Below are 14,446 nucleotides of genomic sequence, written 5' to 3'. Positions count from 1 at the left end.
AATACGTTCTATTTAAATTGTGAGTTAATCGTGAGTTCAAGAAATTGAAGCTTCGTGAAACCATACAAATACTGGGGTTTTCAACGTTTTAAAAGCGTTCTGCCACCCCGACGAGCCTTCTTTAAAAGGATATAAAAACACTGTTAAACTATTTATTTTCAGTGTTTTTTGTTTTTATGATATCATTTGATATCACCCTATCCAGTGAATGATTCGGTGAATACAGTTAAAAATAATTCATTAAAAAAGGGATTCTTCCTTCAGAAAAATCCCTTTTTTAAATTTATGTTGTACAATTTTTTAGTCTTTGTCTTCCTCTTCGTCTTTTTCAGGAATCTCTACGATTGGCTCGTTATAATCTGAATCATCGTAATCGTCTTCATCAAAATTGGCCATAGTATTTTCAAGTCGCGTACTTACTTTTACCAGGTAAATAGCGTCTTCGGTCTTTACTTCAACCGCTTCAACCGTTTCATTTTTTGCATTTTTAAAGGAAATGATCTGGTCGTCATCATACCCGTCGGGATATTTCTCAACTAAAAGTCCGAGGATTTCCGGAGTTAATTTTTTGTAGTCAACAATAATTCTTTTCATAAATAAAAGTTTATGAGGATGTGGTTAGTAGGTTTTAAAAATACTGTTTTTATATTATAAATCAAGTTTTCTTGTAATATTCAAAAGCATTCCAAATTAGCTCGTTAGGTACTTTGCAATCTATCACGCTGTCTCCTATATCTTTTAGCAGCACAAAATTTATATTTCCGTGAGAATTTTTCTTATCGTATTTCATCAAATCTATGATTTGCTGAATATCTTCCTTTATAAATTCTACTCTTTCATAAATATCCAGAATTTTACTGGTAATTTCCTTTAATTTTTCTTCAGGAAACTCCTGCAGTTCTTTAGAAAGGTAAGTGGCCAGGATCATCCCTACTGCAATAGCTTCGCCATGGAGTAAGGTGGTTTTTTCTGGATGAGTTAAAAAGTAAGATTCTATGGCGTGACCCAGCGTATGGCCGTAATTTAAGGTTTTCCGCAATCCGTTTTCCTGGGGATCTTCGGTTACTACTTTAGATTTTATTTCTACCGATTCTTTAATAATATCATCAAGATCATCTAAAGTAAGTTCGCTCAAATTCGTCACTTTGTTCCAATAAGCTTCGCTACTAATTAAGGCGTGTTTTAGAATTTCAGCCAATCCACTTCGCATTTCGGCCTGTGGTAAGGTGGCGAGGAAAGCCGGATCTATTACCACCATCTCGGCGTGATTAATTACCCCAATCTGGTTCTTTAAATTTCCAAGATCAACACCGGTTTTTCCGCCAACCGATGCATCTACCATAGCCAGTAAACTGGTGGGCACGTTTATATAGCTAATGCCACGTTTAAAGATAGAAGCAACAAATCCGCCAAGATCGGTTACTACGCCGCCACCCACATTTATTATTAGGCTTTTGCGATCTGCGTCTAATTCTGAAAGAGCATTCCAAACGCCGGTACAGGTTTCCAGGTTTTTATTAATTTCCCCGGCTTCAATTTCTAAAATCTCAAAATTTTCTGAAGTATCAATTTTCTGTAGAAAAGCAGGCAGGCATTCACGATGCGTATTATTATCTACTAAAATAAAGACTTTAGAAGGTTTTGATTCCTTTAAATAAGTATTTATCTTAAGAAAACCATCTTCCTGATAGTAGACCGGCCCTTTAGCTGCCATATTAGACATATTTCCTGACGTTTTTAGTATTTGTGATTCGGGTTCGAAAATAAGCAGAAATATTCATAATGAAATCAAACTTCAATAATTATATTTGCGCTAATTAAGACATACCCCATGATTAATAGAAAAATTTTTAATGATACTAAAACAGCTTTTAAATTAAAATCTGATTTAGAACTGGATCGTGCTATCTTTTTATTTAGCATGATGAAGAACAAGCAACTGGTAGACGCCGGTTCCTGGTTAACTAAAATTTCTTTAAAACTTCACCTGCCTGTAGAGGGATTGATTAAAAAAACCATTTTTGAACAATTTTGTGGGGGTGTAACCGAAGATGATTGTAAGCCGTTAACCAAAGAGATGTATGCTGAAAAACTGCACGGTATACTTGATTATTCGGTAGAAGGCAAAGAGACTGAAGAACAGTTTGATGCCGCCTTGGATAAGAAAATGAAGCTGATAAAATTCGCTGCTAAAAGTAACGAATTACCTTTCTCCCTTTTTAAACCAACTGGAATTGGAAGGTTTGCTATCTGGGAAAAAATCACAGAACGCATTAATCTTAGCGACGAAGAAAAGGAAGAATGGGAACGTGTTAAGGAGCGAGTAGATAGCCTTTGTAAATGCGCTTACGATAATAACGTAAGATTGTATGCTGATGCCGAGGAAAGCTGGATGCAACTTGCAGCCGATGAATTGATGGAAGAAATGATGAAGAAGTATAATAAAGAGAAAATCCTTATTTATAATACTTTTCAGTGCTACCGTTGGGACAGGTTGGAGTATGTAAAAAATCTTCACGAAAGAGCTAAAGAAGAAGGCTTTAAAATAGGCGCTAAAATTGTGCGTGGAGCTTATATGGAGAAGGAAAATGCACGTGCTAAAAAATATAATTATACTACCCCAATTTGCGAAAACAAAGAAGCCACCGATGTTAACTTTAACAGTGTGATGTCTTACTGTTTAGCAAACCTTAATGATATTCATTTATTTATAGGTACTCATAACGAGGTGAGTAATTATCTCGCCTTACAAAGTATGGAAGATAAAGGTTTGCCTTTAAACGACGATCGTATATGGTTTAGCCAGTTGTATGGGATGAGTGATCATATTAGTTATAACCTTGCAAAAAAGGGATATAACTCAGCTAAATTATTGCCTTTTGGTCCCGTAAGGGAAGTAGTGCCTTACTTATTAAGACGAGCGCAGGAAAATACTTCGGTTAAAGGGCAAACAGGTCGTGAACTTTCACTTTTAGAAGAAGAAAAGAAACGCCGAAAGGGCCAACCTACCAAACACGATAGGGGAGAGCATTAAAAATTAAAAAGCTGTTTAGGGTTAGTTCTTTAAACGTCAACCTGAACAAATTTCAGAGCCTGCTCCGAAATTTTTTCGGAGTTCTAACATAATAGATTCTGAAACAAGTTCAGAATGACGTTATTAAAAAACTTAATTCTAAACAGCTTTTTTATGTCTTATAATAAAGAAGATTAAGCTTCAGTTTCTTCCATAGTGTGATATACATTTTGCACATCATCATCTTCTTCCAGGCGTTCCAGTAGTTTTTCAACATCGGCAACTTCTTCAGCTGCAAGGGGTTTTGTTACCTGCGGGATTCTTTCAAATCCTGAAGAAAGTATTTCAATTTCCCGGTTTTCCAATTCTTTTTGAATGGCTCCAAAATATTCAAAGGGTGCATAAATATGGATACCATCCTCATCTTCAAAAACTTCTTCAGCGCCAAAATCTATAAATTCCAGTTCCAGTTCTTCCACATCCAGTCCTTCTGCATTTAACCTAAAATTGCAAGTATGGTCAAACATAAATTCAACCGATCCTGAAGTTCCCAGGTTTCCGTCACATTTATTAAAATGGGAGCGAACATTGGCAACGGTACGGTTATTATTATCGGTTGCGGTTTCTACTAGCACGGCAATTCCGTGGGGTGCATAACCTTCAAATAAAACAATTTTATAATCGCCCTGACTTTTGTCGCTCGCCCTTTTTATGGCACGCTCAATATTGTCTTTGGGCATATTTACGCTTTTCGCGTTTTGGATAACCGCTCTTAATTTGGCATTGGTATCAGGATCGGGGCCGCCTTCTTTAACAGCCATTACGATATCTTTTCCAATGCGGGTAAAGGCTTTGGCCATTGCAGACCAGCGTTTCATCTTACGCGCCTTTCTAAATTCAAATGCTCTTCCCATTTATTCTGAATAAAAATTGAGGCAAAAATATAAAAAAGCTTCCAATTCAATTTAAAAATTGGAAGCTTTAAATTTTTGTGTTATTTTTTCTAAAATTAAGCTGAAGCCTCTACTATTTCTTCAACCGCTTTTGCCAGCTTAAAATCCTTTTCTGTTACTCCATCGGCATCGTGGGTAGAAAGGGAGATTTCCAGTTCGTTATATACATTTCCCCAGTTTGGATGGTGCTGCTGCGCTTCGGCTTCAAAAGCTATACGCGTCATAACCGTAAAAGCATCTTTAAAATTGGCAAACTGAAAAGAGGTGTGTATAGCATTATCTTTATAAACCCATCCATCAAGATTCTCCAGCTTTTTGTTTATTTCGTCTTCGCTAAGCTTTTTCATTAGAATTATTTTTGTGATTAGTCCTTTAAATTTAAGCAACTAAAGGCTGATTTCTTAATCTAAATCACTTTTAGTACAAGATTAACACCTAATTCTTTATTGAAGCCTTCGCGACCTGCTGCACCGAAACCTGTAAGTTTTTAGGTAGAATATTTTCTTTTGGTAAAACTGCCAAAAATCGATCGAAATTAGAGTCGTAGATATTTTTGAAAACCAGGTTTTTGTAACCTAAAACTTCGCAAACCTCTTCAATAAAATCTTTTTGGTGCACTAAATCAGAACTGCCTAGATGAAAGACCCCCTGTTTTTTTCTATTGATGATATAATGAATTTGCTGGGTTACTTTTTCTATTTCGGTAACATTAATCACCACGTTTGGGAAAACTTCTATGGCTTCATCTAAATCAATTAGATTTTTAATCTGGTTTAGTCGGGGAGAATTATGGCCAAAAACCATTGGTAAGCGTAAAATGTTGTATTTATCGTTTGGAAGTCTTAGCAGTGCATTCTCAATCTTAATTTTAAACCTGCCGTAAATACTTTGCGATAAAGTCTTGTCGTATTCATAAGATGGGTAATTGGTAAAAGCATCAAATACATTGGCCGATGATATAAACAGCAATTTACATTTATGGGTAAGGATGTAATTAATTATTTCAAAATGAGTGATAATTTGCGCATCAAAATTTCCCCGAACGGCAGAAATAATTATAGTAGGCTTTAAATTCTGAAGTAAAATTTCAATATTTTCAGTTTCCATATCAAAATGGTGAAACTGATGATTTTCTTCAAAAGCGCGGTTTGGAGTGTGGTAGGTACCGTGGGTATCAAAAAAGGAGCATAGCTCTTTATATAAGGCGTTGCCTATAAAGCCGCTTGCTCCTAAAATTAAAATTCGTTTCAAAAAATTAGCCTTTATAAAAGGGCAATTTCACCTGTACGGCCGGAATGGATTTTTTTCTAACTTTTATAAAAATCTTGTTGCCAAATTTAGCAACTTCAGAAGGCACGTAGCCTAAACCTATTCCTTTTTCCAGCGATGGTGACATTGTACCTGAAGTTACTTCGCCAATAACCTTGCCATCTTCATCTTCAATTTCGTAACCCTGGCGTGGGATTCCACGTTCTTCCAGTTCAAAAGCGATAAGCTTTCGTTTTGGCCCTTCTTCTTTTTCCTTTTTTAACTCTTCAGAATTAATAAAGTCTTTAGTGAATTTTGTGATCCATCCCAGTTTTGCTTCAATTGGGGAAGTGGTTTCATCTATATCATTACCGTAGAGACAAAAACCCATTTCAAGCCTTAAAGTATCGCGGGCTGCTAAACCAATAGGTTTTATCCCGAAGTCTTTTCCTGCTTCCATGATGCGATCCCAAATTAGTTCGGCATCTTCATTTTTAAAATAGATCTCAAATCCGCCGCTCCCGGTGTAACCCGTAGCCGAAATAATTACTTTATCAATACCTGCAAATTCGGCTACTTCAAAAGTGTAGAATTTCATATTAGAAAGATCTACATCTGTCAATGATTGCATTGCTTCAGCCGCTTTTGGTCCCTGTATAGCCAAAAGTGAAAATTCGTCAGACATATCACGCATTGTGGCATCCATTGAATTGTGTTGCGCAATCCAATTCCAGTCTTTATCTATATTAGAAGCATTTACTACCAGTAAATATTTTTCAGAATTAATCCTGTAAATAATTAGATCGTCAACAATTCCACCGGTTTCGTTGGGCATCACGGTATATTGCGCTTTCCCATCTACCAGTTTTGAAGCATCGTTGGTGGTGATTTTTTGGATAAGCTCTAAAGCCTTATCGCCGGTAATTAAGAATTCCCCCATATGGGAAACATCAAAAACCCCTAATTTTTCACGAACGTTCTGGTGTTCTATATTCACACCTTCGTAAGAAACAGGCATATTATAACCTGCAAAAGGTACCATTTTGGCATTTAATTCTTTATGTCTGGCAGCGAGGGCAACTTCTTTCATTTTTCTAAAATTTGGGCAAATTTATTGATTTCACTTTGAATACAATATTAAAAAAGGCTTTTTATGAAGAATCCTTAGCATTCTAATGCGAGCAGGTGATTCTTTTGTTTATAGTTGCCATATTAAACTATTATTGGCAAATCTATAGGAATTTTAAGTTTAGATTAAATTTTTAGATCGAAGCTTTCAAGCTTTAATTTGTAATTTTATAAGAATAATTTTTTAACAAAAACTATTATGAAAATATTATCTGCGGAACAATTAAAAGAAGCCGATGAAGTCACGCTTAAAAACGAAGGAATTTCAAGCACGCGTTTAATGGAGCGTGCGGCAAGCCTGGTTTTTAGTGAGATTCACACAAGGCTGGAAGGTGCAGATATTAATATTAAAATTTTTTGCGGAATAGGAAATAACGGTGGAGACGGCCTCGTAGTTGCGCGTTTGCTCCATAAATACGGCTATAAAGTTGAAGTGTATGTAGTGAATTACAGTGATAAGCGTTCAGATGATTTTCTTGTGAATTATGATAGGTATAAAAAGGAAAGCAACACCTGGCCTGCATTGATAAAAAGAGAAGAAGATTTTCCTGAAATATCTCCTGGCGATTTTTGTGTAGACGCTATTTTTGGAATAGGACTAAACCGTCCTGCTGAAGGCTGGCTCGCGAAATTGTTGTTACATATTAATAATTCTGGAGCTTTTTGCCTGGCAGTAGATATGCCATCGGGATTGTTTCCCAATAAGGTGCCGGGAGAAGATGCCGCTGTGATAAAAGCAAATTATACCCTTACATTCCAAACGCCTAAACTGGTATTTTTTCTGCCGGAAACAATGAAATATGCGGGTGAAGTTCAGGTTATGGATATTGGTTTGGATCGTGCCTATCTAAAAGAAGTCAAGGCCAAGGCACAGCTAATTGGTAAACGTGAAGCCAGGCAGCTTTATAAACCACGCGATAAGAATTCCCATAAAGGCGATTACGGCCATACTCTTGTTGTTGGTGGAAGTTATGGGAAAATTGGAAGTATGGTGCTTTCGGCTAAATCTGTCTTAAGAGCGGGTGCCGGTTTATGTAGTGTTTTTATTCCAAAATGCGGATACGATATATTACAAACCAGCTTTCCTGAAGCGATGCTAATTACCGATAAAGATGAGCACGAACTCACCAATATTGAAACCGATCTTGAACCAGATGTGATCTGTTTTGGAATGGGGGCCGGGAAATCTTCTAAAACCGTAAAAGCTTTTAAAGCCTTATTAGAACAAACCCAAAAACCTATGCTTATTGATGCTGATGGATTAAATATGCTTTCAGAAAATAATGAACTTCTTAATTTGCTTCCAAAACATTCAGTACTAACACCGCATCCTAAGGAATTGGAGCGACTAATAGGGAAGTGGGAAGACGATTTTGAGAAGATGGATAAAATCGAAAAATTCACTAAAAAATATAAAATAATTCTGGTTTTAAAAGGAGCTCACAGCTTTATTTTTAGTGGTAAACACACTTATATTAATAACTCTGGAAATCCCGGAATGGCAACAGCTGGAAGTGGTGATGTTCTTTCAGGAATTATTGCTGGTTTAATGTCGCAAGAATATGAGCCTCTTGTGGCAGCGATTTTAGGGGTTTATTTACACGGACTTTCAGGTGATATTTGTGCTGAAGAAAAAGGGTATGAGGCTTTAATTTCGGGTGATATAAGTGATAACCTGGGAAAAGCATTTTTGGCTTTAATGAATGATGAAAAGAAGATATAGGTTCTTCTTTTAGAATTGTTTAAAACTTTAATTTGAGAAATTCTTAAAATTTCGGTTTTAAATTTGGATTGCATCAATAGAAATAAGAATTTTGGCGCAGAAAATTAAAATGATTTTATTTTATAGCTGAAATATTGATTATTAACCTTTTTTCGCAATTAATTATATCGTTTTTAATTACTAACACAAGTCTGAATTTACTGAAGTTTCAATAAGTTCAGAATATATCTTCAATATCTAAAATTGTAATTTATGCAGTCTCATCATTATATCAGTTCAGCCATTTTAGATTTAGAAACTATTGAAGATATACTGGTAAATGATAAAAAATTAGCGCTTAGTGAAGAAGCTGAATCTAATATCCAGAAATCCAGAAAATACTTAAACAAAAAAATTACCGAAAGTAATACTCCAGTTTATGGAATAAATACCGGTTTTGGAGCTTTATGTAATGTAAAGATAAGTCCGGGTAAATTAACCGAACTTCAGGAAAACCTGGTGAAATCACACGCCTGTGGAACCGGCGATAAGGTGAATAAAGAGATTGTAAAATTGATGCTTCTGTTGAAAATTCAATCTTTAAGCTACGGGAATTCCGGCATTGCCCTGGAAACCGTTTTAAGGCTTATAGATTTTTACAACCAGGATATTTTGCCCATAGTTTATGAACAGGGTTCTTTAGGAGCTTCCGGAGATCTTGCGCCGCTTGCTCACCTGGCACTTCCTTTAATTGGGGAAGGAGAAGTTTGTATTGAAGGAGAAATTATTAGCGGTGCAGACTTGCTAAAACGCCAAAATTGGGAAGCTTTAAAACTGCAATCTAAAGAAGGTTTGGCTTTGCTTAATGGTACTCAATTTATGAGTGCCCACGCAGTTTACGCACTACTAAAATCTTATAAATTGTCTTACCTGGCCGATCTTATTGGTTCGGTTTCTATAGATGCTTTTGATTGTAATTTATCTCCTTTTGATGAACTGGTGCATATGGCAAGGCCACATCGCGGGCAGATAAAAACTGCTGAACGCATTCGTAGATTTTTAGATGATAGCCAGATTGCCCAAAGTGAGAAAGAAAATGTACAAGATCCTTATAGTTTTAGATGTATACCCCAGGTTCACGGCGCGAGTAAAGACACCTTGAGTTTTGTAAGAAAAACAATTAAAACTGAAATTAATTCGGTAACCGATAATCCCAATATTTTTATTGAAGAAGATAAGATCATTTCCGGGGGGAATTTTCACGGACAGCCTCTGGCTTTAGCAGTAGATTATTTAGCAATTGCGTTGGCAGAACTTGCTAATATTTCAGAAAGAAGAACTTATCAATTGGTTTCCGGGCTTCGCGGGTTGCCGGCATTTTTGGTTGAAAATCCCGGTTTAAATAGCGGTTTTATGATTCCGCAGTACACCGCAGCCAGTATTGTGAGCCAGAATAAACAACTTGCGGTTCCCGCTTCAGTAGATTCTATAGTTTCTTCCAATGGGCAGGAAGATCACGTGAGCATGGGCGCTAACGGCGCAACAAAACTTTTAAAAGTAGTAGAAAACTTAAATAGTGTTCTTGCTATCGAGTTATTTAATGCATCGCAGGCCATGCACTTTAGAGAGCCGGCAAAAACTTCGGCAATGTTAAATGATGTTTTAACCGAATTTAGAGAGGTAGTACCTATCTTACATAACGATGAGACAATGGCGCCACACATAAAAGCGGCAAAATCTTATTTGGCAAACTTTAGTTTTAAAGAAAATATTTTTGATTAAATTTTATATTTAATCCAATTTATTGCCTGGTCTAAATTGTCAAAAACCTCAAAAGAATTTGGGGCTTTATAAAACTGGCGTTCTACTTTATGTGCATTTAACCGAATAAGCTCATTTTCGCTTACCACTGCAATAGCTTTCAAATTTTGGGCCCGGGCAGATTCCCTATAAACCATAGGATCTACGGCATAAGAATTTTGACGCAAAGAAATGTAACCATAGGCTCTATCCTTAAACACCTCTTTTCCAATAGCTAATAATTCTTGATTATCTTCTGATGTGAACAGGACGCCTTCATTCAATTCGGCAATTAGGATATTTTGAAAAATGCGCACCCGCCCAAATTTCAATTCCATTTTATCAGTAGTCATTAATGTAGGGATTAATTCTTTGCAAACTTAATATATTTCAGGGAATATATTAAAAAAAGGCTATTTGAAATGAATCTTTCAAATAGCCTTTTATATTACTAATAATCCTTTAAAACTCTAAGATTCGGTTTCTTTAACCGCTTTATCGATTTTTATCGTTAATTCATTTTTTTCTTCATCGAGATCCATAAAAATCTTATCACCTTCAGCTAGTTTTGAAGTGATAATTTCTTCAGCCAACGCATCTTCAATATATTTCTGAATTGCTCTATTTAGTGGCCTTGCACCATATTGTTTATCAAATCCTTTTTCAGCAATAAAATCCTTGGCTTTATCACTTAAGGTCAAGTTGTAACCAAGACTTCCAATTCTACTAAATAATTTCACTAATTCAATATCAATAATCTTATGAATGTCTTCACGTTCAAGACTGTTAAAGATTACTACATCATCAATCCTGTTCAAGAACTCAGGGGCAAATGCTTTTTTAAGCGCGTTTTCAATTACACTTCTTGCATTTTCATCTACTTGAGAACGCTGTGAAGCGGTACCAAATCCAACTCCCTGTCCGAAATCTTTAAGTTTTCTTGCTCCTATATTGGAGGTCATGATGATAATCGTATTTCTAAAATCTATCTTTCTTCCTAAGCTATCGGTTAAATACCCATCATCCAGTACCTGAAGCAGCATATTGAAAACATCTGGATGCGCTTTTTCTACCTCATCGAGGAGAATAACCGCGTAAGGTTTTCTACGCACTTTTTCGGTAAGCTGGCCACCTTCTTCGTAACCAACATATCCCGGAGGCGCTCCAACCAATCTTGAGATGGCAAACTTCTCCATATATTCACTCATATCTATTCGAATAAGTGAATCGTCATTATCAAATAACTCACGGGCAAGTACTTTAGCCAGCTGTGTTTTTCCAACACCGGTTTGACCTAGAAATATAAATGACCCAATGGGTTTGTTGGGATCTTTAAGTCCGGCACGGTTTCTTTGAATGGCTTTTACTACTTTGCCTACTGCATCGTCCTGGCCAATTACTTTCCCTTTTATTTTATTAGGAAGTTCAACCAGTTTATTGCTTTCAGTTTGTGCAATTCTATTTACGGGTACCCCGGTCATCATAGAAACAACATCGGCAACACTATCTTCATCAACCGTTTCTTTATGTTTCTTAGATTCCTCTTCCCATTTTTCCTGGGCTATTTGCAATTCTTTTTCAAGGTTTTTCTCGTCATCCCTAAGTTTTGCAGCTTCTTCGTATTTCTGTTTTTTAACTACGGAATTTTTCTTTTCGCGTACTTCTTCCAATCTACGCTCCAAATCTAAAATTTGTTTTGGTACGTCTATGTTGGTGATATGTACACGGGCACCTGCTTCATCCAACGCATCAATTGCTTTATCTGGAAGAAAACGATCGGTTAAATACCTGTTGGTTAAATTCACACAGGCTTCAATCGCATCATCGGTGTAAGAAACATTATGGTGATCTTCGTATTTATCTTTAATATTATTCAAAATCTCAATAGTTTCCTCTACCGTAGTAGGTTCAACAATCACCTTTTGGAACCTTCTTTCTAAAGCACCATCTTTTTCAATATACTGCCTGTATTCATCTAAAGTAGTAGCACCAATACATTGAATTTCACCTCTGGCTAAGGCTGGTTTGAACATATTACTGGCATCCAGACTTCCTGTGGCGCCACCGGCACCTACAATGGTATGAATTTCATCTATAAAAAGAATAATATCATCATTCTTTTCAAGCTCATTCATTACAGCCTTCATACGTTCTTCAAACTGGCCGCGGTATTTTGTTCCTGCTACTAAACTCGCAAGATCCAAAGTAACCACGCGTTTATCAAACAGTATTCTTGAAACTTTACGCTGTATAATTCTAAGTGCTAAACCTTCAGCAATAGCCGATTTACCAACTCCGGGTTCACCGATTAGCAATGGGTTGTTTTTCTTTCTTCTACTCAGAATTTGCGAAACTCTTTCAATCTCTTTCTCACGTCCAACAACGGGATCCAGTTTATCATTCTCAGCCATCGCGGTTAGATCCCTTCCGAAGTTATCTAAAACAGGGGTTTTAGACTTTTTGGAAGTTTTTCCCGGGCCGCTACCACCTCCGCTAAACGGATTATCTTTAGTAGCGTCATCGGTACTGCTATCGTCGTCAGAAAATGATTCGGCCGTAGGACTATCCTGAAAATCAGTTTCGTCGCTGGCAATCATATATTTAAACTGGTCTTTAACCCCATCATAATCTATCTTAAGTTTATTAAGTAGTTTCGTAGTGGGATCGTTTTCATTTCGTAAAATACATAGCAATAGGTGCGCAGTATTTATATTAGAACTTTGAAAAAGCTTGGCTTCTAAAAAAGTTGTTTTTAAGGCCCGCTCTGCCTGGCGGGTAAGGTGCAAGTTTCTTTTTTCGTTAGAAACCGCAGTAGATTCGGGATTGGCCGGGCTAAGTATTTCTACTTTACGTCTTAAATGACTTAAATCTATATCTAATGCATTTAAAATATCTATGGCTTTACCATCTCCATCTCGCAGCAAACCAAGCATAAGGTGTTCAGTTCCAATAAAATCGTGACCTAAACGCAATGCTTCTTCTTTGCTATATGCAATTACATCTTTTACTCTTGGTGAAAAATTATCATCCATCTTTATCTTCCTTTCTCTCTTATTTATTCAGTACAAAACTTTCAAAAATTATACCTAATCCTATGATATTAGCTAATTGACAAAATTACTTTCAATATTCAAAGGGTAAAATAAGGAACTTATTAACGATAACCCACTAAATATTTGTTAATAAAATTTGGGCACAACCATCCGAAAGTTGAAAAATAAAATAGCCTGAGAATCCCTTATTTTTGTTTTGGACAAAAAAAATAATTTTTATGGGACTCTTCAGGCGCACTAAAAATACAAACAAACCTCTTCTTCGACAAATAATTGACCTATGTCCTCGCTGGATGCTCACGCGTTGTGCCGATGAGCACAATGGCGACAAGGGGTGCAGCAGATATAAGACCTACGATCAATTCGTTGCCCAAACTTTCGGACAGCTGAATAAATGCTACACTCTTAGTGACATTTCCACTGGTATCGGGGTCAGCGAAACATTTATTTCGGATTTGGGTCTTGAGCAGAGCCCAGCGCGTTCTACCATGAGCGATGGCAACAAAAAGAGGAGTTATAAAGTCTTCGAGAGCTTATATTACCGGTTGTTAGGGCACTATGGCCGACTATTGTCGAAGCACGGACAGTCTCATATAATCAAGGAAATCAAAGACCGTGACATAAAATTGATCGACAGCACCACGATCAGTCTATGTCTGTCCATGTTCGATTGGGCAAAGTTTCGGACAGCTAAAGGAGGTATAAAAATACATACCTGCTGGGACGATGCCATGATGATCCCCGATATGGTCAATATAACAGAGGCAAAGCTCCATGACAGCAAAGGACTGGCCCAATCCGTTTTCCGAAAGGGAACGGTCATCGTGGAGGACAGGGCGTACTTCGATTTTCTGTTGATGCGCCAGAGGATCGCGGCAGAAAATGTTTTTGTCACTCGCATCAAGATCAATACGGTCTATCAAACCTTGGAAGAACTGGAGCTCCCCGAAGGTAGCGATCAGGATATCCTAAAAGACGAGATCATCGTTTTACCAAGCAAGAAGGCCGTGGAAACAGGCATTGCGGAACACCCTCTCCGGTTGGTGCACGTTTATAAGCAGGACGAGAACAAAGTGATAGAAATAATCACCAACAACTTGGATTGGAGCGCCAGGACCATCGCGGACCTTTATAAAAAACGATGGGATATTGAACTTTTTTTTAAGGCGATAAAACAGAACCTCCAAATAAAGACCTTCCTTGGAACCAGTGAGAACGCCGTAAAATCACAAATATACATCGCGCTCATAACCTATTTGCTGCTCCAGATAATTGTGAGGACAATAGCCAAAAAAGAACATGCATTTTCCAATTTCGTGGAAAAGATCAGGATCTGTCTATGTTTTTATCTTACCCTCGATTATGCCTGCAATACCGTAGGAGAAGGGGCGAAAAGAATAAGGGGTCAGACCAAACTCCACTATAGGGTAGATCCAGACTTATTTTCTCCCATTAGCCCTAATTGAAGCCTGAAAATAGGGGTGGCCGAAGGTTTTAGGTTTAAAGTCAAAAACTTTCGGATGAGTGTGAAATTTGGGTAAACAATACG

12 protein-coding genes are annotated in these 14,446 nt (G+C 37.0%); 4 read left to right on the top strand and 8 right to left on the bottom strand.

The genetic code is table 11. The features are described 5' to 3' along the window. Positions 1–300: 300 nt before the first annotated feature. Positions 301–594: a hypothetical protein gene (locus tag B5488_RS09805; RefSeq protein WP_079735100.1), complete on the bottom strand. Its 294-nt coding sequence runs from the start codon at positions 592–594 to the stop codon at positions 301–303. A gap of 61 nt (positions 595–655) precedes the next feature. Then, positions 656–1,723 (bottom strand): 3-dehydroquinate synthase, encoded by a 1,068-nt coding sequence (gene aroB, locus B5488_RS09800; protein ID WP_079735099.1) that lies wholly within the window; start codon positions 1,721–1,723, stop codon positions 656–658. A gap of 108 nt (positions 1,724–1,831) precedes the next feature. Here aroB and B5488_RS09795 point away from each other — a divergent pair, with 108 nt between their 5' ends. Then, entirely contained in the window at positions 1,832–3,034 is a 1,203-nt protein-coding gene (locus tag B5488_RS09795; protein ID WP_079735098.1) for a proline dehydrogenase family protein, read from the top strand. Positions 3,035–3,207: 173 nt separating this feature from the next. Here the strand turns inward: B5488_RS09795 and B5488_RS09790 are convergent, their stop codons facing one another. The 4 genes from B5488_RS09790 to gcvT all read right to left on the bottom strand — a co-directional run bounded on the left by B5488_RS09790 (position 3,208) and on the right by gcvT (position 6,304). After that, a complete protein-coding gene (locus tag B5488_RS09790; protein ID WP_079735097.1) occupies positions 3,208–3,927 on the bottom strand; it encodes a YebC/PmpR family DNA-binding transcriptional regulator in 720 nt (239 codons plus the stop codon). A gap of 95 nt (positions 3,928–4,022) precedes the next feature. After that, complete coding sequence (locus tag B5488_RS09785) at positions 4,023–4,313, bottom strand: 4a-hydroxytetrahydrobiopterin dehydratase (RefSeq protein ID WP_079735096.1); 291 nt, start codon at positions 4,311–4,313, stop codon at positions 4,023–4,025. Between the two features lie 88 nt (positions 4,314–4,401). After that, on the bottom strand, positions 4,402–5,217 hold the full coding sequence (locus tag B5488_RS09780) for a sugar nucleotide-binding protein (RefSeq protein WP_079735095.1): 816 nt from the start codon (positions 5,215–5,217) through the stop codon (positions 4,402–4,404). Positions 5,218–5,221: 4 nt separating this feature from the next. Beyond that, on the bottom strand, positions 5,222–6,304 hold the full coding sequence (gcvT, locus tag B5488_RS09775) for a glycine cleavage system aminomethyltransferase GcvT (protein WP_079735094.1): 1,083 nt from the start codon (positions 6,302–6,304) through the stop codon (positions 5,222–5,224). A 237-nt stretch (positions 6,305–6,541) separates the two neighbouring features. Here gcvT and B5488_RS09770 point away from each other — a divergent pair, with 237 nt between their 5' ends. Continuing rightward, complete coding sequence (locus tag B5488_RS09770; protein WP_079735093.1) at positions 6,542–8,065, top strand: NAD(P)H-hydrate dehydratase; 1,524 nt, start codon at positions 6,542–6,544, stop codon at positions 8,063–8,065. Between the two features lie 252 nt (positions 8,066–8,317). Then, positions 8,318–9,826 (top strand): histidine ammonia-lyase, encoded by a 1,509-nt coding sequence (gene hutH / locus B5488_RS09765; RefSeq protein ID WP_079735092.1) that lies wholly within the window; start codon positions 8,318–8,320, stop codon positions 9,824–9,826. Here hutH and B5488_RS09760 read toward each other — a convergent pair. Both B5488_RS09760 and B5488_RS09755 read right to left on the bottom strand, forming a co-directional pair. Then, positions 9,823–10,197 carry a hypothetical protein gene (locus tag B5488_RS09760; RefSeq protein WP_079735091.1) on the bottom strand — a complete coding sequence of 125 codons (375 nt, stop codon included), beginning with the start codon at positions 10,195–10,197 and terminating at the stop codon, positions 9,823–9,825. The two genes, hutH and B5488_RS09760, sit on opposite strands and share 4 nt — an antisense overlap. Positions 10,198–10,314: 117 nt before the next feature. Continuing rightward, positions 10,315–12,876 carry an ATP-dependent Clp protease ATP-binding subunit gene (locus B5488_RS09755; RefSeq protein ID WP_079735090.1) on the bottom strand — a complete coding sequence of 854 codons (2,562 nt, stop codon included), beginning with the start codon at positions 12,874–12,876 and terminating at the stop codon, positions 10,315–10,317. 239 nt (positions 12,877–13,115) lie between these two features. Between B5488_RS09755 and B5488_RS09750 the strand changes: the two genes are divergently transcribed. Further along, entirely contained in the window at positions 13,116–14,363 is a 1,248-nt protein-coding gene (locus B5488_RS09750) for an IS4 family transposase (protein WP_079736478.1), read from the top strand. Positions 14,364–14,446 lie beyond the last annotated feature (83 nt).

Source organism: Salegentibacter salegens, from assembly GCF_900142975.1.
Classification (GTDB): Bacteria; Bacteroidota; Bacteroidia; order Flavobacteriales; family Flavobacteriaceae; genus Salegentibacter; species Salegentibacter salegens.
This window is presented reverse-complemented; position numbering and strand designations above follow the sequence as displayed.